This window comes from Curtobacterium sp. MCPF17_011 (genome assembly GCF_003234145.1).
Taxonomy (GTDB): domain Bacteria; phylum Actinomycetota; class Actinomycetes; order Actinomycetales; family Microbacteriaceae; genus Curtobacterium.
The window spans coordinates 231,838-257,547 of sequence record NZ_QKSK01000006.1 but is presented as its reverse complement, the minus strand read 5'-3'; the positions used below and the strand labels follow the sequence as shown (position 1 = coordinate 257,547).

Genomic DNA, 25,710 nt, shown 5'->3' with positions numbered 1-25,710 from the left:
GAGCGGTTCAGGGCAACCACGGTAGCCAAGGCACCATGAAACGACGCGTCCCCGCAGCCGTCGCCGTCGTGACCGCCGGGTTGCTCACCCTGTCGGCGTGCAGTGCGGGTGGGAGCACGCGCGTGTCGGCGGCGGACGCCGCAGCGGACTTCACGTCCGCGCTCGCGGACCACCGGGGTGACCGGGCGTGCCGACTCCTCGTCCCCGACGCACGGGACGCGGTCGAGAGCGAGACGCACCGGGACTGCGCGGGCGGGGTGCTGGAACTCGACCTGCCGACCCGGGGCGCGGCGCACACCGAGGTGGTCACGCAGACCGAGGTCTCCGGACGCGCGGCGATCGTCCGTGGCGACGGGGACGGCTCCGCGCTGTTCCTGGCACGCTCCGGGTCCTCCTGGCTCGTCCGCGCCGCCGGGTGCACGGCGGTCGCCGACGCGCCCTTCGACTGCGTCCTGGACGGGAGCTGACGTGCGCGGGGTCTTCATCGGGTACCTGGTGCTCATCGTCGCCGGGCTCGCGTACTTCTTCGTCATCGCGGCGCTCGGACGGTGACCGGCGTGCGACGGTTCCTCCGGGAGAACTCCCTGGGCCTGTTCTTCGGGGGGATCTTCCTCGCGGCGTTGGTCGGGCAGTCGTTCGCGGGGTGGGCGGTGTTCAACGACACGCAGACCGCGGACGGGCTCGTCCCGATCGGGTACCTCGAGTACGTGACCTCGTCGAGCTTCGCCGCTGACGTCGCCGAGAACTGGCAGTCGGAGTACCTGCAGTTCGTGCTCTACATCTGGGCGACGGTCTGGTTCGTCCAGCGCGGTTCCCCCGAGTCGAAGGAGCTGCAGCAGGTCGGTCCGGAGTCCGACGAGGACCAGGAGGTCGGCCGGTCCGCCGGTCCCTGGTCGCCGCGGTGGGCCGGTGCTGGAGGGTTCCGGCAGGTGGTGTTCTCGCACTCCCTGCTGGTGGTGATGGGCGGCATCTTCCTGCTGTCCTGGGCAGCGCAGTCCGCGGCTGGCGTCGTGGCGTTCGACGAGCAACGCCTGCTCGACCTGGAGGCGCCGGTCACCTGGGCCCGGTACGTCCTCAGCTCGGACTTCTGGAACCGGACGTTGCAGAACTGGCAGTCCGAGTTCCTGGCGGTCGGCAGCATGGCCGTCCTGGGGGTGTACCTCCGCCAGCGCGGGTCTCCGGAGTCGAAGCCGGTCGGTGCCGCGGACGACGACACGGGGGCCGAGGGCTGACGCGACGTCCGGACGGACGGACGGGAGGCCCGGTGCCAGTTGGCACCGGGCCTCCCGTCGGTCCGGTGGACCGCTAGCCGAGGCTGCTCCGACGGCGGCGCACCACCGCCACGGCCGCGGTGATCGCTGCACCGAGGGCGATCAGCGCACCGGCGACGAGGCCCCAGCGCACCGGGTCCACGTCGGAACCCGTCCAGGCCAGACCGTCCCAGTTGCCGGGCTCCGCCGGCGCGCGTCCGGCGTCGGCAGCCGGTCGGGCGAGGACGCGGAAGGGGGCGCTCACCGTGACGTCGGACGTCGCGCCGATGGCCTCCACCCGGTGGGTGCCCGGTCGCGCTGCGGACGGCACCGTGAAGGTCCCGCTGAGCACACCGTCGGCGTTCGCGGTCGCGGTCCCCAGGCCGATCGGGGCGCTGTGCAGGGTCAGGGCGACCCGCTCGTTCGGCGCGAACCCGCTGCCCGAGTAGCCGACCACGGTGCCCTCGGTGCCGGCGTCGGCGAGGAGCCGGAACGCCGGTGCCCACGACCCGTGGCCGCCGCCGTTCCCGCCGCCGTTCCCGCCGCCGTTTCCGCCACCGTTCCCGCCACCGTTGCCGTTGCCGTTGCCGTTGCCGGGGACGACCACCTGGAACGTCGCACTGGCCGGGGTCTCCGACCGGTCACCGAGGGCCGACACCGTGTGGGTGCCCGTCGTCGTCGGCGCGGTCACGTCGAAGGCGAGGGCCCCCGCCGCGTCCGCCGTCACCGTCAACGGCACGGCAGTGCCGTCCACGCTGACCGCGACCTGCTCGCCGGGCTCGAACCCGGTCCCGGAGACGTGCACCGAGCCTCCCGGCCGGAAGCCCGCACCCGCTGAGGTGCTGAGCGCCGTGTGCCAGACCGGTGCCGCGGCGATCGTGACCGGCGTCCGCACAGCCGCGCTGCCGGTCCCGTCATCCACGGTGACCACCGCGGTACGGGCACCGGCGTCGACGTAGGTGTGCTTCCCGGTGACGGTCGCGGTGCCGTCGGTCACCGTCACCGTCGCGTCCTCGAGCGGCGTGCCGTCGCCCCAGTTCACGGTCGCGGTGGTCCCGGTGCCGACGTGGCCACCGGTGGCGGTCGCGAGGGTGCCCGCGACCTCCTTCCCGGCGGTGCCGGTCAGGGTCGCACCGGCGGTCGCCGCGAGCGGCGTCGTGGCGACACGGGTGCCGTTCGTCGCGATCGCGAACACGTGGATGCGTCCGGCGCCGGACGGCGTCCCCTCTTGCTTCGGGAGGGTGAGCGACACCGCCTGCTTGCCGGCCGGGACCGCGAAGACCGCCGTCGCGAAGACGCCCGCCTTCAGGGTGTCCCTGCCGTTGACGCCGATCGTGCGGTGGTCGCTCGTCGCGACGAGCGTGTTCCCGAACTTCGGTGCGCCGACCGAACCTGCCCAGTCGCCGAAGACGATCGGGAAGGCGTCGGTGGACCCGTCGGCGTAGGTGATCGTGCCGACGGTCTGCTGATCGTGCTCGTTGGCGGTGCCGATCACGGAGAGCTCCGTGATGCCGTTCCCGGTCGGGACCGGGATGGTCTGCCCATCGCCGGTCGCGTTGTCCGGCTCACCGGGTGCGACGGCCGGCAGGTCGAACGTCAGGTCGGTGCCCGTCACGGCGTTGGCCTGGCCCTGCACGAACCCGTCCGCGGCGAGCGACGACCGCGAGAACCCGCGGCCCCCGAAGTCGCAGTTCGCGGCCTGGCCCGGGTCACCGAGGCAGACGTTGTCGAATGCGCCCTGGAGGCTCGGTGCGGTCCGCGCGACCGTCACCGGGACGTCGGTGCTCGCCTGCTCCGTGCCGGACTGCACGACGACGTGCACCGTGTGCGCGCCGACCGTGTCGAACACGTGCTCACCCGGGACCTCCCAGGCGCCGAGCGCCGACTTCGTCGGCGTCACCGTCTGCGGGCCCTTGCCGTCCTGCCAGTCGACGGTCACCGTGTAGTCGGACGCCTTCGTGCCCGGACCGGTGATCGCGGCGAGGTCCGCGGAGAAGGTCTGACCGACCTCCGCCGTGAGCCCCGGGGTGGGGTTGACCGCGAAGGCACCGGTGGTCGCCGAGCTGTCCGCGAGCAGTTCGAACTCGCCGATGCTCGGGGCCTTGCCGGTGTCCGTGCCGGTGACCGACAGGCGGTACCAGCTGAGGGCTGCGGGGTGGGCGACCGTGAACGGCCGGGTCTGCAGCGGTGCCGAGAAGCCCGCCTTCGCGACCGTCGACAGCGGCACCCACGTGGTGCCGTCGCTGGAGCCCTCGAGCTTCCACGACGTGGGCTGGGTGCCCTTCGCCGCGGTGGTCAGCGTGTACTGGTCGACGGTGACGGGGCCCTGCGCCGACTTCCAGGTGATCGCCGGAGTGGCGGTCTGGAAGGTCGTCGCGGTCATGGACTCGTCGTCGGTCAGTGCGCCGAGTGCGGTGTCGTCGTCACTCGTCGTGGCGCCGAACCCGGGGGTCGTGGCGTCGACGAGCGGCTTCGGTGCCACGGCCGGGGTGTCCAGGCCCTCGGCGCCCTGCGTCTTGCCGGCGCCCCAGTTCGACGCGGTCGACCCCATGGTGAAGTCGAGCGTGCCGCCCTTCGCGACGTCGGCCTGCGAGATGACCGCTCGGTCGAGGGCCTTCCCGTTGAACGAGGCCGACTGCACGTACACGTTCTGCGCGCTGTTGCCCGTCGCGTTCACGTGCAGGTCGCCGCCGTCCAGGTGCACGGTGGCCTTCGAGAAGAGCGGGGAGCCGATCGTGTACTGCCCGGAGCCCTGTGCCAACGGGTAGAGGCCGAGGGCGGAGAACACGAACCACGACGACATCTCGCCGTTGTCCTCGTCACCGGTGTAGCCCTGCCCGATGTCGCTGCCGACGAACAGGCGTCGCATGCTCTCCCGGACGACCTGCTGCGTGAGCGACGGGTCGCCGGCGGCGGCGGCGATGTACGGGATGTGGTGCGAGACCTGGTTGCTCATGCCGAGCTGGCCCATGCGGACCGAGCGTGCCTCGAGCATCTCGTGGATCTGGCCGCCGTAGGAGCCCACGTTCTCGGCGGTCTCCGGGGTGGCGTAGAACTCCTTGAGCTTCGCGATGAGCTGGTCGTCGCCGCCGTAGAGCCCGGCGAGGCCCTGCACGTCGAACGGGGCGTGGAACGCGAAGTTCCAGCCGTCGGTCTCGGTGAAGGCACCGCCCCACTCGGCGGGGTCGAACTCGTCGGCTGCGACCTGGAACGAACCGTCGGCGTCGCGGCCCTGGAAGAACCCGGCGTCCTGGTCGAACAGGTTGACGTAGTCCTTCGCCCGGTCGTTCAGGTAGGCGGCATCGGTCGTCAGCTCGTCGACGCGGTCGGCCGGGGTGGCCGGGTCCTTCGCCAGTGCCTCGGCCATCTCGGCCAGGCCGTGGTCGTTGATGGTGCCCTCGAGACCCCAGGAGACGCTCTCACCGAGCGAGTCCGGGACGTAGCCGAGGAAGGCGGACTGGTCGAGCGCCTTCCGGCCGGCGCCCGAGACGTCGGTGGAGACGGTCGTGGCGTTCTGGAAGCCGGCGTCGAAGGCCTCGAGCGCGGTCTTCGTGTCCACGGCACCGTCGAGGTACGCGGTCGCGAAGGCCACGTCGGAGCTGGTGCCCGTCATGAGGTCTGCGTAGCCGGGCGACGACCAGCGCGGCGTCCATCCACCGTCGCGGTACTGCTGCACGAACCCGTCGACGAGCTCCTGCGCGACGTGCGGGTACAGCATCGAGTACAGCGGCCACACCGTGCGGTAGGTGTCCCAGAACCCGTTGTTGACGTACACCTTGCCGGCCTTCACGACGGCGTTCGTCGTGGTGGCGGTCGCCGAGCCCTTCGGGGCGATGTTCGGGCTGGCGTGTTCCCAGACGGGGGCACCGGCAGTGCCGGTGTTCTCGTGCTGCGAGTTCGGGTAGAGGTTCATCCGGTAGAGCGAGCCGTAGAGCGCCTGCAGCTGCGAGTCGCTCGCCGCGGACTGCGGCACGGTGACGACACCGAGTCGGTCGTTCCACGCAGACGCAGCGGCCTGCTGGACCTGGCCGAACGACTTGCCGGTCAGCTCGAGGTCGGCGTTGTGCCGGGCCTGGGCGAGCGAGATGAACGAGGTGGTGAGCCGGAGTTCGACGACGTGGTCGCCGGTCAGGCCGGAGAACGACGCGTACCGGGCGCTCGAACGGTTGCCCGCTGCCGTGCCGGTGCTGGACGGGTCGTGGTCGAACGTGCCGGCGAAGAACATCCGGGTGGCGCCGACGGACAGGCCGGAGCCGCCCTGGGTCCAGCCACTGACCGTCCCGTCCGGGTTCATCGTGATCGAGGTCTGCTCGTCCGAGCCGACGTTGTCGAACACGACGCTGCCGCTCGACGCCGGGAAGGCGAAGCGGAGGACGGCGCCGTGGTCGGACGGCGTGACCTCGGCCACCACACCGGACTTCGTCTTCACGGAGTACAGGTCCGGGCGGGCGACCTCGTCGTTGTGGTCGAACGCGAGCGCACGGGCACCGAGCGAGGCGTCCGGGTTCGTGCCCGAGGTCGACGGCATGATCGCGAGCTGGTTGCGGTCACCCATCCACGGGCTCGGCTCGTGCGAGATGCCGATGCCCTGCAGACGCGGCAGGTTGCCCGAGTCGTTGTCGGACTGCCACGAGTACTCCCACGACTGGCTCGACGCGTCGGTCATCGGGGTCCAGAAGTTGAACCCGTTCGGGACGGCCGCCGCCGGGATGTTGTTGCCGCGTGAGAAACCGCCGGACGAGTTCGTGCCGCGGCGGGTGTCGACGTAGTTCGTCAGGCTCGCACCGTCGATGCGCTCGGCCTGCGGGTCGATCCGGATGTCGTCGACCCACCCCTGGAACTTCGTCGCGGCGCTGGTGCCCGCGGCGTCGTCGTCGTAGGTGAAGAGGACCTTCGTCACGGTCTTGCCGGCGAGGGCGCCGAGCGGGACCCGGATCGAGTTCCACTGGTCGACGAAGAAGACCTTGCCGTGGCCGAGCGCCTTCGCCGAGACGCGGTTGCCGTTCTCGTCCACGACCTGCGGGGAAGCGGAGACGAGCGAGCCGTCGGAGAGCTGCAGGTCGACCGCGGCGTAGGTCGCCGGGTAGGTCGTGTCCCCGCCGAGCTCCGGGAAGAGCTTGTAGCTGAGCTCGCTGTCCGTCGTGATCGGCAACGAGACGTCGTCGTAGAGGACGTTCGTCGCGCTCGCCTCGCCGGTACCGACGTGGGCACCCGAGTAGCGGAGCGCCTTGGTGCCGCTGAAGCCCACGGTGGAGCGGATGTTGAGCCCGGATACGGGGCCGTTCCCGACCTGCGTGACCATCGGGCTGGGCGGCGGCGGGGTGGTGGACCCGTCGGAGATGCTCCAGTCGGCGAGCTGCGTGATGCCCTCACCGCTGTTCTCGGTGATGCGCAGGCGGTACTGGGCGTACGAGCCGGGCGTCGCCGCGGTGTAGTCGTTCGTCTTCCCGCGGCCACTGAAGGACTGCGCCGACTGTGTGTCGACGGTCGTCCACGTGCTGCCGTCGGTCGAGCCCTCCAGGGTCCACGCCTTCGGGTCGCGACCGGGTGCGTCGTTGGCGCTCGTGAGCGAGTACTTCCGGAGCGTCTCGGCCTGGTCGAGCCGGTAGGTGATGACGCCGGTGTTCTTGAACGAGAGCCACTTCGACCCGGGGTTCCCGTCGGCCAGGCTCGCGGCGACCTCGTTCGGCGGGTTCTCCGCGTCGGCCGTCACCGCCGTGACGTGGCCGAGGAGGCTGCCGACGGGCAGCGTCGACCCGGTGACCGTCGTCGACGGGGTGAGCGGGGTGTTCGCGAGGGGCTGCGTCTCACCGCTCTCGAACGAGGTGGTGAAGGGGCCCGACGCCGCGTGCGCCGGGACCGCTCCGAGGAGTGCGCCGGTCGAGGCGATCGCCGCGCCGAGGACGATCGCGGTGACGCGGGTCCCGAGCCCGCCGATTGTTCCGCGGATCTGCTGCATGGTCCGGCCGCGCCGGGAACCGTATGACGACATCGTCACCTTTCGGGGTTGGGGAGAGGTGACGCCGCGTCGACCATGACAGCGTTGTCACACTGGGCGTTTCTATCCGTTCGGTGTGAGTCGTGTCAAGGACCACTCATGAAAGCGGACAACCGTACGATGACCGGGTGAGCACCGAGCGACCGACGCTGCGCGCCGTGGCCGAGCGGTCCGGCGTCAGCATGAAGACGGTCTCGCGGGTGGTGAACGGCGAGCGCTACGTCGCTGCGGACACCGCCGAGCGGGTGCTCGCGGCCGCCGCCGAACTGGGCTTCCGCCCGAACACCCTGGCGCGCGAGCTGCGTGCGGGTGGACGCTCGGCGACGGTCGGACTCGTCACCGGAGACGTGGCGAACCCGTTCTACTCGAGGATCGCCCGCGGAGCCGAGCACGCACTCCGGGCGCCCGGACTCAGCCTGCTGTCCGCGTCGACCGACGAGGACGCCGACCGGGAACGGACACTGGTGGCACAACTCGTCGAACGGCGGGTCGGGGGTCTGCTCGTGGTCTCCGCCGACGACGACCACTCCCTGCTCGCGCGCGAACGGGCGCTCGGGACGCCGGTCGTGTTCCTCGACCGGTCCCCCACGGACGTCGACGTCGACTCGGTGGTCCTCGACAACGCCGGCGGCGTGCGATCCGCCGTCGAACACCTGCTCGAACGCGGCCACCGGCGGATCGGTCTCATCGGTGACCTCAGCCGACTCTCGACCCATCGCGCGCGGGTCGAGGCGTTCGGTGAGGCGATGCGCGACGCCGGGGTCGACGACTGGGAACGCTGGGTCCGCAGCGACTCCCACGACCTCGACGAGGCGTCCCGGTCCGCGGTGAGCCTCGTCGAGAGCCCTGAACCCCCGACCGCCGTCGTGACGACGAACAACCGCATCACGACCGGAGCCCTGCGGGCGTACGCCGACCGCCCGGACCGGCCGGCCCTGGTCGGGTTCGACGACTTCGAGCTCGCCGACGTGCTCGGCATCAGTGTCATCGCGCACGAACCGGAGGCGATGGGTCGTGTCGGGGCCGGAGAGCTCCTCGCCCGCATCGCCGGGGACGACGGTCCCCCACGGCACCACGTCCTCCCGGTCCGGCTCGTCGTCCGGGCGTCGAGCAGCACGCCACGCTGACCGCACCCCGTGCGAGCACCGGCGCGGCAGCACGCCACGCCTGCCCGGGCAACCCGAAGGGTGTCCCAGCCGTACCTGTCACCTGTCGCACAACCGGAGCAGGATCGACGGTGGGCCGCACCCGGCCCGCAACCCACCCCACGAGGAGACCCTTGCGCACCGTCAACGCGTACGCGGCACCGTCCGCGACCGAACCGCTCGTCAAGACCACCATCGAGCGCCGCGACCTCCTGCCCGGCGACGTCATGATCGACATCGCCTACGCCGGCATCTGCCACTCCGACATCCACACCGTCCGCGGCGAGTGGGGCCCCATCCAGTACCCGCAGGTCGTCGGCCACGAGATCGTCGGTCACGTCACCGAGGTCGGTTCGGACGTCACGAAGTACGCCGTCGGCGACCTGGTCGGCGTCGGCTGCATGGTCAACTCCTGCGGCGAGTGCGAGCAGTGCCTCGTCGGCCAGGAGCAGTACTGCTTGAAGGGCAACACCGGGACCTACGCATCCGTCGACCGCGCCGACGGCACGATCACCCAGGGCGGCTACTCCCAGGCCGTCGTCGTCGACCAGGACTTCGTCCTCCGCGTCCCGGAGTCGCTCGACATCGAGAAGGTCGCCCCGCTGCTCTGCGCCGGCATCACGCTGTACTCGCCGCTGCACCACTGGAACGCCGGCCCCGGCATGCAGGTCGCGATCGTCGGCCTCGGCGGCCTCGGTCACATGGGCGTCAAGATCGCCGCGGCGCTCGGCGCCGAGGTCACCGTCCTGTCGCAGACCACCTCGAAGCAGGCGGACTCGCTGAAGTTCGGTGCGAAGGCCCACTACGCGACGAAGGACCCGGAGACGTTCGAGAAGCTCAAGGGGTCGTTCGACCTCATCATCAACACCGTCTCGGCGACGATCGACATGGGCGCGCACCTCAGCCTGCTCAAGGTCGACGGCACGATGGTGAACGTGGGCGCCCCGTCCGAGCCGCTCCAGGTCCCCGCATTCGCGCTCCTGCCGGGCCGCCGCAGCTGGGCGGGCTCGTCCATCGGTGGCATCCGCGAGACCCAGGAGATGCTCGACTTCTGCGCCGAGCACGGCATCCTGCCGGAGACCGAGCTCATCAGCGCCGACCAGGTCAACGAGGCCTACGAGCGCGTCCTCTCCTCGGACGTCCGCTACCGCTTCGTCATCGACGCCGCGACGCTCGCGTAACGACCCGCGCCGTCGTCGTCCCGCACGTCGACGGCCGGTCCGCACCGGAACGGGAGGCCCGTCACCAGCTGGTGACGGGCCTCCCGTTCCGTCGTCCACCCGGCTCCACCTCGCCGTCCGCCGATCCGGCCGCGAACCTGACCGCGACCTCGACATCCGCGTGCCATGGTCCGCGGAGCGCCGTCCCGCGACCACACCGCGCCGGACGGCTCGCGCCCGACCGCCGACCGGAGGATGGTGGGGACATGACCAATCCGGAGACCTCGGCGCCCACCGGTGCCATCGTCGCCGTGTCGGGCAACGACACCGGTGGCGCCATCCAGGACCTCGCCGGCATGTACGCCGGCCGGTCCTGGTACTCATCTCCCGTCGACCGCGACTACTGGTACAAGTACGTCGGCGTCGGTGACGACCGGATGAGCATCCGCCGGTCCCAGATGCACGGGTACCTGCGCGGCGACGTCGCCGTCGAGGGCGAGGTCGTCGTCCAGTGGATCGACGCCGGCCGGGCGCGCGTGGACGTCGGCCGCGACGAGGTCAGGATGGAGCCCGGCGTCCCCGCGTTGTTCCCGATCGAACGCCGGTTCGAGATGGAGTACGAGGACTGGGACCAGCGACTGGTCCACCTCGACCGCGACCTGGTGCTCGACGTGGCCGCCGAGCGGTACCTGGTCGACGGCACGCTCGACTTCGACCGCTCCACCCCACCCACCGGTGCCGCCGTCGAGGCTTGGCGCCGCTCGGTCGCCGGCGCCGTCCGGGCACTCCGCACCGAGGGCTCCTCGTCGCTGGCATGGCACGAGGCGCAGCGCGAGGTCGTCCGGTCCCTGTTCGGCCTGTACCAGTTCCACGGCGAAGCCCAACCGGACGGCTACGGCGAGCGCCGCAACGCCCGGCTCCGGGCTGCGGTGGAGTTCCTGCACGAGCACGCCGGGGAACCGCTGAGCGTGTCGGACATCGCCCGTGCCGCCGACCTCAGTGTCCGTGCCCTGCAGGAGTCGTTCCAGCGGACGCTCGACCGCACGCCGATGAACTACCTCCGCGAGGTCCGGCTGCGCCAGGTCCACGACGACCTGGTGGCCGCCGAGCCGGGAACTGCGTCGGTGGCGGACATCGCCTCACGCTGGGGCTTCACGCACATGGGACGGTTCTCGGGCGAGTACCTGCGGCGATTCGGCGAGTACCCGCGGCAGACGCTGCGGAAGTGAGAGACCACGCGTTCGGGTCCCGGGTCGGCCCGGGTCCGGCGTTCAGCCGACCTCGTCGCCCGTCGGCAGCGCGGTGCACCAGTCGATCGCGGTGCCGGCCAGGGAAGCCTGGAGTGCACCCGACGTGGTGTCCACGACGCTGACCAGCGCGCCGTCGGCGGAACGCGTCGCCACCGCGGCGAACTGGCCGTTCGGTGACGGACAGACCGCGGTGACGCTCGCGTCGTCGGGGATGGTCACCGCCAGCCGGGAGGCCCGTGCCCCGTCCACCCGCACGATGCGGGCCGCCAGGGTGCCGTCGTCGCGGGTCGAGCCGACGAGCCGCAGGTACCGCCCCTCGGCGAGCGGGGCGATGCGTCCGAGGTAGGGCTGATCGGTGCTCGCCGTCGGGGTGGGCAGCGGGGTCCGGTCGCCGTCCGTGAGGTCGAGCTGCACGATCCCGGTGCCGGTCTCGACGACGGCGGTCGTGCCGGAGCCGACGAAGCCGTGCAGGTACGTCGCGGAGCCCAGTCGGACGGCTTCGTTGCGGCCGCCCATGTCGACGAGCACCAGGTCGTCGGCGCCCGTCCGGACGAGGGCGCTCTCGGTGCGCGGCACGTAGGCCCACTGGGCGACCGAGAGCGGTGTCGCCCCGACCGCCGGTCGGCCGTCCGGCCCGACCGGCTCCGGTTGGTGCGTGCCCGTCAGGTCGACGTCGTACAGGCCGACGTCCTCGGACCGACCGGAGGACGTGTCCGCGTAGACGAACCCGAACGAGGCGCCGTCGTCGGCTGCGTGCAGGGCCTTCGCCGTCCCGACCGGGCTCGGCATCGACAGCCGTTCGACGGGGACCGCGGGGTCCTGGACGCCACCGGCGAGCGGCACGATGTCGATCGCCGAGTGGCCCGACGTGTCGTTCCGGAGCACGACCAGGGACCGGGCGAGGACCGCGTACTCCGCGATCCCCGACGCGCGGTACACGGTGCGGGTGCCGGCGGCGCCGAGGTCCCGGCGGATGATCCGGTCCGGGTCGCCGTTCCCGCCGGGCAGCACGGCGAGGACGTCGGTGCTGCCGGTGCGGATCGTGGTGCGGAGCTCCGAGGCGGCCGCCTGCCCCGGGGCGCGGACGCCGCGGACCGTCAGCGTGTAGTCGCGGTCGTACCCGAGCGGGCCGGCGAACTCCACGGCGACCGTGTTGCCGCTCGAGGTGACCGAGAACGGTGCCGCGGGACTGACGCGGACCGCCGACGCCGGGACCCGCTGCACGGCCTGGTTCGCGGTGAGGATCACGCGCTGGGCGGGCCGGGTGACCAGGTCGCCGGCGTCGTACGACACCGACCGCAGCCGGGGGCCCTGCTGCGAACCGACCACGGCGGCGAGCGCGGCGACGACGGCCAGGACGACCACCACGGCCAGGAACCGACGGCGGAAGCGGTGGGTGACCGGACGTCGCGGGCGGACGGCACGCGGCTCGGCGTCAGTACTCATACGGGTCCGAGGGCTGGCCGACACGGGTGACCGTCGCGGCGCGGATGACGAGCCGGGCGTCCGAGGACGTGTCCGGGTTCGCGGCGAGGGCGCCCTCGACCCGGACCCACTGGTTCTCCGGCGGTGGTGCGCCGTCGGTCGTGACGCCGATACCGACGGGCTGGGCGTCGACCGCGCAGCAGCTGACGACGAACCGGGTCAGCGTGAACGTGCCGTCCGAGCCGGGCACGACGAAGCCGGTGAGGGTGAGTTCGCGGCCGACGAGCGCCGTCGTGTCGGTGCTCTGCCGGATGAGCGCTGCCCAGTCCTTCACGCCGTAGCCCGAGGTGTCGACCGACTCGCTGCCGAGGAGCGACACCGGCGCCCCGGCACCCGTCGCGTCGGACAGCGAGGCCGACCCCACGCTCCGCTGCTGCGCGGTCCGCGCGGAGAGGGTCGTCGGAGGCAGGACGAGCATCGCGACGACGGTGCCGATCGTGACGAGCGCCGCGACCGAGCCGAGGACGACGTGCAGGAGGCGACCACCGCCTCCCGGCCGGGGTTCCGGGTCCCCGTCGTGGGCGTGGCCGCCGTGGCGGGCGACCACGACGAGGCCGGCGACCGATGCGGGCACCGCGACGGCCGCGAGCACCAGCGTGAAGACGGCGTACCGGGGGTTGATGTAGAGGTCGAGGTGGTCGGCGAGCCCCAGCCAGAGCGTGCCGAGGGCGACGGCCAGGACGGACCCGAGGCCGAGCAGTGCCCGCCGCGTCGCGGTGCGGTCCGCGTGACTGGCGGCGGCACCGTGCTCGTGCCCGGCCGGGCTGCGGTCAGACGAGGACATTCATCACCAACCCGACGGTCGCGGCGAACAGGACGCAGACGACGGCGAGCAGCACCAGGAAGCGCGCGCGGAACGTCGTGCGGAGCAGGGCGATCATCTTCACGTCGATGATCGGCCCGATGATCAGGAAGGCGGTGATCGACCCGGGCAGGAACGTCGACGCGAAGGACAGCGCGAAGAAGGCGTCGACGTTCGAGCACAGCGACACCGTCATCGCCAGGAGCATCATCGCGAGCACCGACAGCACCGGGTTCGACCCGACCGCGACCAGGGCGCTCCGCGGCACCGCGACCTGGATCGCCGCGGCCAGCCCGGCGCCGACGAACAGGGCCGGCATCATCGTCGCGGTCTCGCCCCCGAAGTGCGACGCGCTCTCACGCCACCGGTCGCGGACCGGCGGGGCGCCGACGGCCGCGCGGCAGCGGGCCTCGAAGGCGGGCAGGAGCAGGTCCGCCGGGCGGCGGTGCGCGGCGACGATCCACCCGACCAGGTTCGCGACGACGAACCCGCCGACGATCCGCGCGGGCAGGATCCACCCCGACCAGCCGAACGCCTGGGCGGTGCTGATGATGACGAGCGGGTTGAGGATCGGTGCGGCGACGAGGAACGTGACCGCCTCGGCCGGGGTGAACCCGCGGAGCATGAGCCCGCGGGCCAGCGGGACGTTGCCGCACTCGCAGACCGGGAACAGCATGCCGATCAGCGAGATGACCGCACGCCGGGGCATCGGCCGCGTCGGCAGGATCCGTTCGAGGACCCCGTGCGGGACCCAGACCTCGACGACGATCGACAGCACGATGCCCAGGACCACGAACGGCAGCGACTCGACCACGACGCTGATCGCGAGCGTCAGGAAGTCCTGCACCACGTCGGGCAGGCCGGCCGTCCCGACGGCCGGCGAGAGCACGCGGACGGCGAGGAGCGCCACGACGGCGGCGAGGACCAGACCGGGGCCGGTCAGGCTGCGCGGGCGCGTCGTGACGGGGCGCGCGGAGGTGCTCGTCACCCGGACAGGATACGGGGCGTCGGCGTCGCCGACCTGGAGGCTCGTCCTGCCCCCGGCGGGTCGGCGCCGGTCCGGCAGGGCGGGGCCGGTCCGGCAGGCCGGGGCCGGTCCTCCGCTGATCAGCCCTCCCGGTCAGGGACTCCGCCGGTCAGGCCTCCCCCGGTCCGGCTTCCCCCGGTCAGACCCGGGCGACTCCGTCGACGTGTCGGTCGAGGACGTCGATCGCCCAGTCACCGGATTCGTCCGGCGCGAGCCGGGCGACGTGCATCGCGAGGCCGTCGAGCAGCGCGTGCAGTCGGCAGGCCTCGTACTCGCGGTCGGCTTCGCGCACCCCGAGTACGCCGAGGACGCGTTCGCACCACTCGCGCATCTCGACGACGACGCGGTCGAGCGTCGGCCGGAGCTCGGCGTCCGTCAGCGCCGCGTTCCCGAGGGCCAGGTACACGTCGAGCTCGATCACGCGCTCGACGTCGAGGGGCAACAGCTCGACGAGGACGGCCCGCACCCACTCGCGGGGCGGCAGGTCCGTGGGGATCGCCTCGATGCGCTCCCTGGTCCGGTCGAACACCGAGGCGATCGCGTGCTCCCGGACGCTCGCCTGGGTCGGGAACGCGTAGCGGACGGTGCTCGGGGGCAGTCCGGCCTCGGCGGCGACGTTCCGGACGGACAGGGCGCCGAGGCCGTCCCGGGCGAGGAGCCGACAAGCGGCCGCGGACACGGCGCGACGGCGTTCCTCGAGGTCGATGCTGCGCGACATGCACTCATACTCGCACGCTCGTACGACTTCGTGCTAGAACTGGGCGTCAGGAAGTCGCACAGTCGTACGACTTCGGATCGGAGGAACTCCATGGCATGGGTCGTCCTGGTGCTGTCGGGCGTGCTCGAGGCCGTCTGGGCCACCGCGCTCGGGGCGTCGAACGGGTTCAAACGGGTGGTGCCGACGATCGTCTTCGTCGCCGGCATGGGCCTGAGCATGGTCGGGCTCGCGTTCGCCATGAAGGAGATCCCGGTCGGCACCGCCTACGCGGTGTGGGTGGGGATCGGCGCTTCGCTGACGGTCGTCGTCGCGGTCCTGCGCAAGCAGGAGGCCGCGTCGCTCGCCCGCATCGGCCTGGTCCTCGGTCTGGTCGCGTGCGTCGTCGGACTCAAGGTGGTCAGCTGATGCCCTGGGTCGTGCTGTTCGTCAGCGCCGCGTTCGAGACCGTCTGGGCCACCGCACTTGGGGCCAGCGACGGCTTCACCCGCCCGGGGCCGACGCTCGTCTTCGCCGTCACCATCGTGCTGAGCCTGGGTGCGTTCGGGTACGTGGTCAAGCGCATCCCGATCAGCACCGCGTACGCCGTCTGGACCGGCACCGGAGCGGCGCTCACGGTGCTCTGGGGCATGGCGACCGGTGCGGAGCCGGTCACGTTGCTCCGCCTGCTGTTCATCGCCGGCATCGTCGGCTGCGTCGTCGGCCTCAAGCTCGTGCCCGCGCGCCCCGCACGCCCCGCACGTCCCGCCGGCCCTCGGGACGTCCGGCGCTGACCCGCGCGGCTTCCGGGACGTCCGGCGCTGACCCGCGCGGCTTCCGGGACGTCCAGCGCTGACCCGCACGGCTGCGGGACGCGAAAGCGACAGATCGCCGCGAATGCTTCGCGGCGATCTGTCGCTTTCGCGGAGGCAACGAGGGCACCGGGACGGTCGTGACCGGTAGCGAGCCTCCCGTCCGCCAGGTGGTCACCGGACCGGTCAGACGGACGCGCCGGTCCACTCGTCGACGGCAGCCACGTGGTCGGCACCGGCCGTGCCGGACGCCCGTGCGGCGGCGACGCGCTCCAGGTGCGTCGGCGGGTTCGACGGCACGTGCTCGGGCCGATCGGACTCGTTGATGCGGCGGAGCTCCGGGACGATGTCCTCGGCCAGGATGTCGATCTGCTCGAGCACCGTCTTGAGCGGCAGGCCGGCGTGGTCGATGAGGAACAGCTGGCGCTGGTAGTGCCCGACGTGGTCCTTCATCGTGGCGTACCGGTCGATGACCTGCTGCGGCGACCCGACGGTGAGCGGGGTCTGGGTGGTGAAGTCCTCCATCGACGGGCCGTGTCCGTAGACCGGGGCGTTGTCGAAGTACGGACGGAACTCGTCGACTGCGTCCTGCGAGTTCTTCCGCGCGAAGAACTGGCCACCGAGGCCGACGATCGCCTGGTCAGCACGCCCGTGTCCGTGGTGTTCGTAACGCTGTCGGTACAGCCCGACCATCTGCTCGGTGTGCTGGATCGGCCAGAAGATGTTGTTGTGGAAGAACCCGTCGCCGTAGTAGGCGGCCTGTTCCGCGATCTCGGGCGTGCGGATCGACCCGTGCCAGACGAAGGGGGCGACGCCGTCGAGCGGGCGCGGGGTCGAGGTGAAGCCCTGCAGCGGCGTGCGGAACTGCCCCTGCCAGTTGACGACCTCGTTCTCCCAGAGCTGGCGGATCAGTGCGTAGTTCTCGACCGCCAGGTTCAGGCCCTGCCGGATGTCCTTGCCGAACCACGGGTAGACCGGGCCGGTGTTGCCGCGGCCCATCATCAGGTCCATGCGTCCGCCCGAGATGACCTGGAGCATCGCGTACTCCTCGGCGATGCGCACCGGGTCGTTCGTGGTGACGAGGGTCGTCGACGTCGAGAGGGTGATGTCCTTCGTGACGCCGGCCAGGTAGCCGAGCATGGTCGTGGGGCTCGAGGCGACGAACGGCGGGTTGTGGTGCTCGCCGGTCGCGAAGACGTCGAGGCCGGCCTGGTCCGCGTGCTGCGCGATCGTCAGGATGTCCCGGACGCGCTGGGTGTCGTCGGGCGTGGTCCCGGTGGTGGGGTCGGTGGTGACGTCGCTGACCGTGAAGATCCCGAACTGCATGATGTGCCGCCTCGTCTGTCGCTGACTCGTCGCTGTTCTATGCGTTTGCATCGAACTGACGAGTACAACGTAGCGCAGGCGGGAGCATTCCCGCCACTGCCACCGCCCTCGGTCAGATGCGGACGGGAGGCGCGTCCGCGCTGGTCGTCGGCGGCACGTGGTGCATGCCGTCGGCCAACCACACCGCCGTGATCACCGCCAGGACGCTGGCGGACGAGGCCAGCCGACCCGCCAGCAGCATCGCGCCGTGCTCTCCGTCACCCAGGGTCCCGACCAGCAGCGCGACGACACCGACCGCCAACGCGGCGGCCACGGCGACGAGCAGCACGACCGTCACCGCGCGTCGCGGTCCCCGGCGTCCGTCGCGGTCGCCCCGCGCGCCGCGGTCCACCTGCGGCCCGACGGCCCGGACGAGCCCGAGCCAGAACAGCGCGACTGCACAGGCGCCGATGATGTCGCTCACCCGGTGCCACCCGTAGACGACGGTCTGGTTCGCGACGAACACCGCGTAGACGGCGCCGACGAGCAGCACCAGCGGCCGGAACCGCCGCGGCGTGACCATCAGCACGGCGAACAGCGCCGCGAGGGCGATCGTCGCGTGACCCGACGGGAACGAGTTCGGCGTCGTCGACTGAGCGATCTCCGGGCGCTCGGCGATACGCTTGAGCAACGTCGAGGTGGCCGCGGACGCGAGCACCACGAAGCCCGCTCCGAGCCCCACGGCGAGCCGCCTGCGTGCGAACGCGACGGCGGCGATCACGACGACCAACAGCAGGATCACCGGCACCGAGATGACGTTGAGTGCGGTGTCCGACCCGAACAGGTCGGACTCGCGGACACCGCCGAGCGCGGCGTCCTCCACCCGCTGCCCCAGCGGCGTCAACACGGCGACCGCGTAGACGGAAGGCACGATCACGAACCCCAGAGCCGCGAGCAGAGCCCACCGGAACCTCCGGGAGACGCTCGGTCCACGCCCCTCGTCGACGGACTCGGGGGCGGTGCGCTCAGGCGTCCGCATCACGGGCATCGTCCTCCTGGGGGTCATGGTGGTCGGCCTCGTCGTCCGTCTGCTGAGCGGGAAGCGATTCGGTCGCTCGGGGTCCGACACGATACCGTTGAGGCACCCGTCCGAAGCTGGGAACGCCGGCCTTCGCAGCAAGGCCACGGCCGTCCTGCAGCAGGTCTCCGGACAGCGTGACACAGGTCGGTCCGGCACCGGAGCGCGTGCCGCTGACAGTGTGCGTGACCAGCGCGACGGCGGGCAGTCGTACAGCGCGATCGTCGCGCAGGAAGAGGAGACCGAAGTGGCCGTCAAGGAACCGAGCATCATCGCCTCGCCGAACCGCGCGTTGGCGATGACCGCCGGCACGCTCTTCGCGATCTGGGGCATCCTGGGCTTCTTCTTCGCCCAGGACGGTGGCGGAGCGTTCTTCAGTCGGTCCGGTGGGTTCCTCTGGAACTCGTTCGGGCTCAACCCGGCGCTCTGCGGGCTGTGGACGATCCTGGCCGCCGCGTTCTTCATCGTGGGCCTCGGCAACACGATCGGGTCCCGCACGGTGAACCGGGTCATCGGTGTCGTGCTGCTCGTGCTCGCCGTCTACGGGTTCGTGTTCTCCGACACCTCGGCGAACGTCCTCGCGCTGAACACGACCGACAACGTCTTCCACGCCATCGTCGGCGTCGTCCTGCTGCTCACCGCGCTGGGTGCCGACAAGGAGAACATCCGCGCGCTGCGGGCCTCGGGCGCCCGCGCCTGACCTGCTCCCCTTCGACGCCCGCCTGCCGCTCCGGCAGGCGGGCGTCGTCGTTCGTGGGGTGCGTGCGGCGCGGCCAGGTCGCGCGACGCGCCGCCGGCCCCTCCCCGAGGTCGCACGACCTGCCGCCGGCCGCCCGCCCAGCAGGCACATCGTGCGACCTCGACGGACGCGAGCGGCACGTCGAGCGACCAGGCGACGCGAGCGGCAGCTCACCCGCCCACCTACCGACGTCGCACGAACCGCCGCCGGGCAGCCGTCGACGTCGCACGAACGGCCGCCGGCCGGCCGCCCAGCAGGCACATCGTGCGACCTCGACGGACGCGAGCGGCACGTGGTGCGACCTCGGCACCGGCCCGTCGAGGCCGCAGGGAGCGCGGGGGCGCACCACGGACGGAGCGGGCCGGCCTCGCGTCGGCGTCAGGCCTCGGGTGCGTCCGAGGGCTCGGCGGCGGGCTTCGGCGGCTCGAGCTGCGTCGCGACGACGCGCGGCGACTCGGACATGAACCGCCGCACGTCGAGGTCCACGATGATGTCCGCCGGTCGGAGCGGCCGCGTCAGGTACAGCCCGTCCAGGGACGTCAGACGCGACAACGCCACGTACGTCTGCCCAGCGCTGAACACCCGGTTGCCGAGGTCCACCACCGCACGGTCGTAGGTGCTGCCCTGCGACTTGTGGATCGTCACGGCCCAGGCCAGGCGCAGGGGGAACTGCTGGAACTCCCCCACCGTGTCCTTCTTGAGTTCCTTCTTGTCCGGGTCGTACGAGTACTTGAACTTCTCCCACACCGACGGCTGGACCTCGAAGTCCTCACCGTCGACGCTGACCCACACCGTGTCGCGGATGCTCCGCACGATGCCGAGGGTGCCGTTCACCCAGCGCTGGTCCGGGTCGTTGCGGAGGAACATCACGTGGGCGCCGGGCTTCAGCTCGAGGGCTTCGTCCGCCGGGAAGTTCCGACCGCCGAAGTCGCCGTTGACGTCGGCCTTGGCGGTCTTCAGCTTGCCGGGCAGCCGTTCGAGCGCGGCCTTGTTGATCCGGGCGACGGTGTCGTTCCGGGTGGCGAGGGTGATCGCGTCGTCGGGGGCAGGACGGGCGCCCGCTTCGTTGAGCCGCTGCGCGACGTCGGCGGTGACCCGGCCGTGGCGGACGGCGGTGAGCATCGCCGCGAAGGCGTCGTCCCGCTGCCGGTGCACGGTCGCGAGTTCGATGATGTGCAGCTGGGCCTCGAGCCACACCTTGGCGTCGAAGAACCACATGGACCGGTAGTGGTCGGTGAAGTAGGCGCGCTCATCACCGTCACCCGGCACCGGGGGCAGCTGGTACGGGTCGCCGAACATGACCACCTGGACACCGCCGAACGGCTCGAACTGCCGACCGCGGGCCTTCCGCAACGAGCGGTCCATGGCGTCGAGCAGATCGGCGTTGACCATGGAGACCTCGTCGATGACCAGGGTGTCGATGGTGTTGAGGAGCTTCCGGGTGTCCGGGCCCTGCCGCAGTTCGGCGTCCGCGATGAGGCCGATCGGCAGGCGGAACAGCGAGTGGATCGTCTGACCGCCGACGTTCAGCGCCGCGACACCCGTCGGGGCGCAGATGACGACCTGCTTCTCGGTGTTCCAGGACAGGTGGTTGAGCAGCGTGGACTTGCCGGTGCCGGCTCGTCCGGTGATGAAGACATGATCGCGCGTCGACTCGATGTACTCGAAGACCGCCCGCTGTTCGGTGGAGAGCTCGACGCTCATCGCGCCCTCGATCCGCTCGCGACGCCGCTGTCGCCGACCGGTCTCGCGGTGTCGGTGTCCGGGAGGCCCGTGGGCACGTCCGCCGGGGACGCGGCCGCCGGTGCGATGGGCTGGTCCTCGACCCCGCCGGCGCCGGCCCCGGCCCCCGGACGCAGGCGCACCGCGCCGACGACGACCACCGCGACGACGACGAGCACACCCGCGATGATCAGCACCGTGCCGGCCCGGCCCTGGTCGACGAGCGGCTCCGGACCCCAAGTGCGCCCCATCGCCCCGAACCAGGACGCCTGCAGCAGCCCGAGCGGCCCCTGCATCGCGATGCCGAGCGAGACGGTGGCCGCTGCGACGACGACCGCTCCGACGGCTCGCACGAGGAACGCCGCTGCCGACGGCCGCCGGGCGCCGAGGGCGATCGGCGTGAGGAGGGTCGGCAGCGCCAGGAGCCCCACGAGCAGGAAGACCAGGTCCACCACGGTACGGCCCATGGCGTCGCTGACGGACCAGCGCAGCACGTCGGTCGCGTACAGCCCCCACCAGATGCCGGCGAGCAGCAGGAACGCCGGGAACGGCTGGACCAGGTACCGCACGACGGCGTTGTCGACGAAGACCGTGGTCCACTCGGACACACCGGCGCTGTCGTCCGTTCGCGGGTGGACGGCAGCCCGGATGAGCTGCACGGGCGCTGCGGCCCAGACGAGGGCGGGGACGACCAGCCCGAGCAGCACGTGCGCTCCGACGTTCGCCGACACCAGGAAGCGGTCGTAGGTGTGCAGCGAGCCCGAGGTCGCGACGACGAGCGCCACCACCGCGATGCCGGCGGACACCGAGCGGCGGAGGGGCCAGGAACGCCCCTGTCGACGCAGCCGGACGACCCCGGCGACGTAGGCGGCGACGAGCAGCACGGCGGCCATCAGCCAGAACAGGTCGACGTTCCAGTTCGTCAGCCAGCCCCAGGGCCCCGGCGCCGCGGGGAGCGGGTCGTCGGTCAGGACCTCGGCCGGACTCGGGTCGCTGGTCTTGCTCAGCGCCAGCTGCCCTGCGGGGGTGGCGGTGCGGCCGAGCGCAGCGGCGAAGCCCGACGCGACGCCCATCACGGCGAGCTCGACCACGACGAGCGTCCAGAAGGGCCGGACGCGCGCGGGTGCGGCGGTCAGGGCGGCGATCACCCGGCGGCGGTGCATCGCTCCGATGACGCCCATCGCGACGATCGCGGCCACCTTGACGAGCACGAGCACGCCGTACGGGCTGCCGAGCTCAGCCCAGGCCCCGATCCGGATCTGGGCGGACACCACGCCGGAGACGCTCACGAGGACGAAGCAACCCAGCGCGACGCTGGAGTACCGGCCGACGACGGCTGCGAGACGGTCACCGGGGACGACGTCACGGATGAGGACGAGCATGACGAGCCCGCCGACCCAGAGCGCGGCACCGACCAGGTGCAGTCCGAGTGCGGTGACCGCGGCGTCGTGACTGGCGGTACCGGCCGCGTGGCCCTGCTGCGTCAGCGGGACGAGGCCGATCAGGGCGACGCCGGCCGTCAGCGCGACCATGCCCCGGGAGCGCACGGCGAAGCAGAGCACGGTGACCGCTGCCGCGACGAGCACGGTGGTGAGCCAGGCGAGACCGAGGTCGGTCCCGGTGAGGAACACGCCCATCGACTGGCCGAACTTCGCATCGAGACTGACCGTGCCGCCGGCGACGCTGAGGTAGGTGAAGAAGGTCGTGACCGCCGAGGTCACCGTCCAGACACCGGCTGCCGCGGCCGCGACGTCGATCGCGCGGTCCCACTCCGGTGCCGTGCGGGAGAGTCCGATCGTCGCGAGGGCGAGCCCGCCGATGGCGGCTGCGGCGGACAGGTCGACGAGCATCCGCGCGATCGGGAGCCCGAAGCGGACGACCGCACCGGGGTCGGCGATGAGCGCGGCGTCGGCACCACCGCCGACGACGAGCGCCACGAGCAGGGACACGAACGCCGCGAGCAGCAAGACGCCGGGGCCGGCGATGCGCGCGATGCGGTTCACCCGTCAAGCCTAGGCGCTGCCCAGCGCGCCACCGCAACGACGTGGGCCGACCTGTGGACGCTGGACGGGCCTCCCGGGAACGACGGAAGGGACGGCGCGAGCGCCGTCCCTTCCGTGGAGCTGAGTGGTCTTACTTGACCGACGCCTTGAGCTTGCTGCCAGCGCTGACCTTGACCGAGTCGCTCGCGGCGATCTCGATGGCCTCACCCGTCTGCGGGTTGCGGCCGGTGCGGGCGGCACGGTGGGTCTTCTCGAAGGCGATCCAGCCCGGGATCGTGACCTTGGTGTCGTCCGCGACGGACTTGCCGACGACGGCGAAGAGCGCGTCGACGACGCCGTTGACGGTGGCCTGGCTCTGGCCGGACTCGGCGGCGACGGCAGCGACGAGCTCGGTGCGGTTCAGTGACTTGTCAGCCATTGGATGTCCTCCTCGGACTTCTTGCGTATGGGTCGGACGCGGAACGTCCGGATGCTGCGGGACGGTTGCCCCGAGCGGTGGGCCCGGTCGGGCCGAGGGCCCGGGGAACCGCTGATGAACCTACCAGCCGGTTCCGGGGTTTCCGGTCGACCCGCCCGGTTTTCCGGGCCTCTCGGGTAACAGGAGGGGCTGGAGTGACCGATGTGACGACCGTGGTGCTGCCCAGGTCGGCGGATGACGTCCCGCGGACGACGACGACGCCCCCGCGACCTCGAGAGGTCGCGGGGGCGTCGGGAGAACTGGTGCTTACCAGGAGCTCTTCGTGATGCCGGGGAGCTCGCCACGGTGGGCCATGTCGCGGAAGCGGACACGGCTGATGCCGAACTCACCGAGGTGGCCGCGGGGACGGCCGTCGATGGCGTCGCGGTTGCGGTAGCGGACCGGCGACGCGTCGCGGGGCAGCTTCTGCAGGCCGACGCGGGCGGCCTCGCGGGACTCGTCGGTGCCGTTCGGGTCCACGAGGGCCTTCTTCAGCTCGAGGCGACGCTCGGCGTAGCGCTCGATGATGACGGCGCGCTGGTTGTTCTTCGCGATCTTGCTCTTCTTCGCCATGGCCTAGCGCTCCTCACGGAAGTCGACGTGCTTGCGGACCACCGGGTCGTACTTCTTCAGCACGAGACGGTCGGGGTTGTTCCGGCGGTTCTTCTTGGTCACGTACGTGAACCCGGTACCCGCAGTGGAACGGAGCTTGATGATCGGACGGATGTCCTGACCGCGCTTCGCCATCAGATCTTCTCCCCACGGGCGAGGATGCCCGCCACGACGGACTCGATGCCACGAGCATCGATCACCTTGATGCCCTTGGCGCTGACGTTGAGCGTCACGTTACGACGCAGCGACGGCACGTAATAGGTCTTCTTCTGCACGTTCGGGTCGAAGCGACGCTTCGTCCGACGGTGCGAGTGCGAGATGTTGTGTCCGAAGCCGGGAACGGCGCCGGTCACCTGGCACACTGCAGCCATGGTTTCCTCCTGATGAATACCGTGCAGCCGATCGGCTGCACCCAAGGTCACTTGCCTGGCGCGCACGCGCTGCGCCGCCTGTGTGGAAGTCCACGACGGCGACGAGCGAGGGGGTTGTGCGCACCGCCCAGACCGGCAGTCGGGCCTGGAGGCTCGATCCGGTACCGCGCGACCGCGGCGTTCGCGACGGTCGGAGGGCAGAACAACGGGCACTCCACGATGAACGCAGAGAACCAGCCACCTACGTTACGCGACGGCCAGGCGCGTCGCAAGCCAGGCGCGTCGCAAGCCGAGCGCGCCGCAAATCGAGCGCGTCGCAAGCCGGGCCTCCGGTCCGCCCTCACCGCCGGAGGCCGGACGGCGGCAGGAGGTACCCCTGTTCCTGCCGGATCCAGTACAGCCCGGTCTCCCGCCGCTCCGCCCGGGTGGCGAACCGGTACCGGAACACCCGCGCCCGGACCCACCGCGGCCGCTGCCCGTCGAACGGGTCGTGCCGGAGCAACCGGAGCGTCGGCCGGTCCGCCTCGAGCAGCCGCAGCACGAACACCCGGAACCAGCCGTCGTCCGCACCGAGTGCCAGGAACCACATCAGCCAGTCGAGGCGCAGGTGGTACGGCGCGAACTGCCCCGGGCGACGACGCGGGTCCCCCGGCTTGCCCTTGAACTCGTAGGGCAGCCAGTCCGCTTCGTCGGGGACCTCCGCCATGGTGCCCTCGACGATCACTTCGTCGCGCTCCTGCGTGACGCTGCCGAAGGCCCCGTAGGCGTTGGCGAGGTGCCAGCGGTTGAACGACGCGTTCATGAGCTGCCGGCGCGACACCAGGTTCTTCGCCGACGGCCAGGACAGCACGAGCAGCAGCAGGCCGACCGCGACCGTCAGTCCGACGAACCAGGCCGGCGTCGCTGTCGGGCCGGTGTCCGCGATCCCGCTGAGGAACGGCAGCACCGTCGTGATCGACCGGTCGTCGACCGCCGCGAAGGCCAGCACCAGGGTGATCCAGTTGAGCCAGGCGAAGTTGCCCGACACCACCAGCCAGGCCTGGGTGAGCAGCACGAGCGCCGCGGCGACCGAGGCGACGGGCTGCGGCGCGAACAGCAGGAACGGCACCCCGAGCTGGACCACGTGGCTGCCGAGCGTCTCGAGCCGGTGCACGGGCCGGGGCAGCAGGTGAGCCGTGCGCGACATCGGGTTCGGCATCGGCTGCGTCTCGTGGTGGTAGTAGAGCGCGGTCAGGTCACGCCACGACCGGTCCCCACGCATCTTGATCATGCCGGCACCGAACTCCAGCCGGAACACGAGCCACCGGATCGCGATGAGCACCACGATCGGTGGCGCGACCTGGTCGGAGCCGAGGAACGCCACGACGAACAGGGACTCGAGCAGCAGTGACTCCCACCCGAACGAGTAGAAGGTCTGGCCGACGTCGGAGATCGACATGTACGCCAGCCAGAGCACCAGGAAGCAGAGCACCGGGACCCACGCCGGCCCCCGCTGCGGCAGGCCGACGACGATCGTCAGCGACAGCAGCGCCCCGCCTCCGGCCAGGACCCGCAGTCGTCGATCGGTGTACCGCCACCACCGCCACACGACGGGCAGGGTCTGCGCGTACCGGCGCTCCATGAACCGCGGGACGGGCAGGAGGCCCCGCTCCCCCAGCAGCGCCGGGAACTGCGCGATCGCCGACAGGAACGCCAGGCACGCGATCGCCGCGACCCCGCGCTGCAGGACGAACCGGGCGACGTCGTAGTCGCCGGCGCCCGCCCAACTCGTCCACGCCTCGAGATCCACGCGCCGGACGC

General features: G+C 71.5%; 22 protein-coding genes. 8 read left to right on the top strand and 14 right to left on the bottom strand.

Annotated elements, in window-relative coordinates; translation table 11 throughout:
* Window positions 1–35: 35 nt before the first annotated feature.
* On the top strand, window positions 36–467 hold the full coding sequence (locus DEJ25_RS10050) for a hypothetical protein (RefSeq protein ID WP_111044586.1): 432 nt from the start codon (window positions 36–38) through the stop codon (window positions 465–467).
* Between the two features lie 90 nt (window positions 468–557).
* Entirely contained in the window at window positions 558–1,232 is a 675-nt protein-coding gene (locus DEJ25_RS10045) for a DUF6766 family protein (RefSeq protein ID WP_181421572.1), read from the top strand.
* 73 nt (window positions 1,233–1,305) lie between these two features.
* Here DEJ25_RS10045 and DEJ25_RS10040 read toward each other — a convergent pair whose 3' ends face one another.
* The gene (locus DEJ25_RS10040; RefSeq protein WP_111044585.1) at window positions 1,306–7,209 is read right to left on the bottom strand and encodes a GH92 family glycosyl hydrolase; all 5,904 of its coding nucleotides are present in this window, start codon (window positions 7,207–7,209) and stop codon (window positions 1,306–1,308) included.
* 167 nt (window positions 7,210–7,376) lie between these two features.
* On the opposite strand from DEJ25_RS10040, the gene DEJ25_RS10035 reads away from it, so the two are divergent.
* The 3 genes from DEJ25_RS10035 (at window position 7,377) to DEJ25_RS10025 (ending at window position 10,782) form a co-directional block, all read left to right on the top strand.
* Complete coding sequence (locus tag DEJ25_RS10035) at window positions 7,377–8,375, top strand: LacI family DNA-binding transcriptional regulator (protein WP_220033203.1); 999 nt, start codon at window positions 7,377–7,379, stop codon at window positions 8,373–8,375.
* Window positions 8,376–8,527: 152 nt separating this feature from the next.
* A complete protein-coding gene (locus DEJ25_RS10030) occupies window positions 8,528–9,574 on the top strand; it encodes an NAD(P)-dependent alcohol dehydrogenase (protein WP_110905132.1) in 1,047 nt (348 codons plus the stop codon).
* Between the two features lie 245 nt (window positions 9,575–9,819).
* A complete protein-coding gene (locus tag DEJ25_RS10025; RefSeq protein WP_110905131.1) occupies window positions 9,820–10,782 on the top strand; it encodes an AraC family transcriptional regulator in 963 nt (320 codons plus the stop codon).
* 42 nt (window positions 10,783–10,824) lie between these two features.
* Here DEJ25_RS10025 and DEJ25_RS10020 read toward each other — a convergent pair whose 3' ends face one another.
* The 4 genes from DEJ25_RS10020 to DEJ25_RS10005 form a co-directional block, all read right to left on the bottom strand.
* Window positions 10,825–12,249: a hypothetical protein gene (locus DEJ25_RS10020; RefSeq protein WP_111044584.1), complete on the bottom strand. Its 1,425-nt coding sequence runs from the start codon at window positions 12,247–12,249 to the stop codon at window positions 10,825–10,827.
* On the bottom strand, window positions 12,239–13,072 hold the full coding sequence (locus DEJ25_RS10015) for a TIGR03943 family putative permease subunit (RefSeq protein ID WP_110905129.1): 834 nt from the start codon (window positions 13,070–13,072) through the stop codon (window positions 12,239–12,241). The genes DEJ25_RS10020 and DEJ25_RS10015 overlap by 11 nt, the downstream gene beginning before the upstream one ends.
* The gene (locus DEJ25_RS10010) at window positions 13,059–14,078 is read right to left on the bottom strand and encodes a permease (protein ID WP_110905128.1); all 1,020 of its coding nucleotides are present in this window, start codon (window positions 14,076–14,078) and stop codon (window positions 13,059–13,061) included. The genes DEJ25_RS10015 and DEJ25_RS10010 overlap by 14 nt, the downstream gene beginning before the upstream one ends.
* Before the next feature lie 178 nt (window positions 14,079–14,256).
* Window positions 14,257–14,835: a TetR/AcrR family transcriptional regulator gene (locus DEJ25_RS10005; protein WP_111044583.1), complete on the bottom strand. Its 579-nt coding sequence runs from the start codon at window positions 14,833–14,835 to the stop codon at window positions 14,257–14,259.
* A gap of 90 nt (window positions 14,836–14,925) precedes the next feature.
* Here DEJ25_RS10005 and DEJ25_RS10000 point away from each other — a divergent pair, with 90 nt between their 5' ends.
* Both DEJ25_RS10000 and DEJ25_RS09995 read left to right on the top strand, forming a co-directional pair.
* On the top strand, window positions 14,926–15,240 hold the full coding sequence (locus DEJ25_RS10000; protein ID WP_110905126.1) for a multidrug efflux SMR transporter: 315 nt from the start codon (window positions 14,926–14,928) through the stop codon (window positions 15,238–15,240).
* Entirely contained in the window at window positions 15,240–15,605 is a 366-nt protein-coding gene (locus tag DEJ25_RS09995; protein ID WP_111044582.1) for a multidrug efflux SMR transporter, read from the top strand. Before DEJ25_RS10000 ends, DEJ25_RS09995 begins: the two co-directional genes overlap by 1 nt.
* Window positions 15,606–15,809: 204 nt before the next feature.
* Here DEJ25_RS09995 and DEJ25_RS09990 read toward each other — a convergent pair whose 3' ends face one another.
* Both DEJ25_RS09990 and DEJ25_RS09985 read right to left on the bottom strand, forming a co-directional pair.
* Entirely contained in the window at window positions 15,810–16,949 is a 1,140-nt protein-coding gene (locus DEJ25_RS09990; protein ID WP_110905124.1) for a CE1758 family FMN-dependent luciferase-like monooxygenase, read from the bottom strand.
* Window positions 16,950–17,061: 112 nt separating this feature from the next.
* On the bottom strand, window positions 17,062–17,967 hold the full coding sequence (locus DEJ25_RS09985) for a phosphatase PAP2 family protein (RefSeq protein WP_181427400.1): 906 nt from the start codon (window positions 17,965–17,967) through the stop codon (window positions 17,062–17,064).
* 220 nt (window positions 17,968–18,187) lie between these two features.
* On the opposite strand from DEJ25_RS09985, the gene DEJ25_RS09980 reads away from it, so the two are divergent.
* Window positions 18,188–18,706: a DUF4383 domain-containing protein gene (locus DEJ25_RS09980; protein ID WP_181421702.1), complete on the top strand. Its 519-nt coding sequence runs from the start codon at window positions 18,188–18,190 to the stop codon at window positions 18,704–18,706.
* Between the two features lie 417 nt (window positions 18,707–19,123).
* Here DEJ25_RS09980 and DEJ25_RS09975 read toward each other — a convergent pair whose 3' ends face one another.
* From DEJ25_RS09975 to DEJ25_RS09945, 7 genes are all read right to left on the bottom strand, one after another.
* Window positions 19,124–20,449: an ATP-dependent RecD-like DNA helicase gene (locus DEJ25_RS09975; protein WP_111044581.1), complete on the bottom strand. Its 1,326-nt coding sequence runs from the start codon at window positions 20,447–20,449 to the stop codon at window positions 19,124–19,126.
* Window positions 20,446–22,470 (bottom strand): cytochrome c oxidase assembly protein, encoded by a 2,025-nt coding sequence (locus tag DEJ25_RS09970; protein ID WP_111044580.1) that lies wholly within the window; start codon window positions 22,468–22,470, stop codon window positions 20,446–20,448. Before DEJ25_RS09970 ends, DEJ25_RS09975 begins: the two co-directional genes overlap by 4 nt.
* Window positions 22,471–22,600: 130 nt before the next feature.
* Window positions 22,601–22,888: an HU family DNA-binding protein gene (locus DEJ25_RS09965; protein ID WP_110823157.1), complete on the bottom strand. Its 288-nt coding sequence runs from the start codon at window positions 22,886–22,888 to the stop codon at window positions 22,601–22,603.
* A 306-nt stretch (window positions 22,889–23,194) separates the two neighbouring features.
* Window positions 23,195–23,500 carry a 30S ribosomal protein S14 gene (gene rpsN / locus DEJ25_RS09960; protein WP_110823155.1) on the bottom strand — a complete coding sequence of 102 codons (306 nt, stop codon included), beginning with the start codon at window positions 23,498–23,500 and terminating at the stop codon, window positions 23,195–23,197.
* A 3-nt stretch (window positions 23,501–23,503) separates the two neighbouring features.
* Window positions 23,504–23,674, bottom strand: coding sequence for a 50S ribosomal protein L33 (gene rpmG / locus DEJ25_RS09955; protein WP_110905119.1), 171 nt, complete (start codon window positions 23,672–23,674; stop codon window positions 23,504–23,506).
* A complete protein-coding gene (rpmB, locus tag DEJ25_RS09950) occupies window positions 23,674–23,910 on the bottom strand; it encodes a 50S ribosomal protein L28 (RefSeq protein ID WP_110905118.1) in 237 nt (78 codons plus the stop codon). The genes rpmG and rpmB overlap by 1 nt, the downstream gene beginning before the upstream one ends.
* Before the next feature lie 340 nt (window positions 23,911–24,250).
* Window positions 24,251–25,699: a lipase maturation factor family protein gene (locus tag DEJ25_RS09945; RefSeq protein WP_111044579.1), complete on the bottom strand. Its 1,449-nt coding sequence runs from the start codon at window positions 25,697–25,699 to the stop codon at window positions 24,251–24,253.
* Window positions 25,700–25,710: the final 11 nt, after the last annotated feature.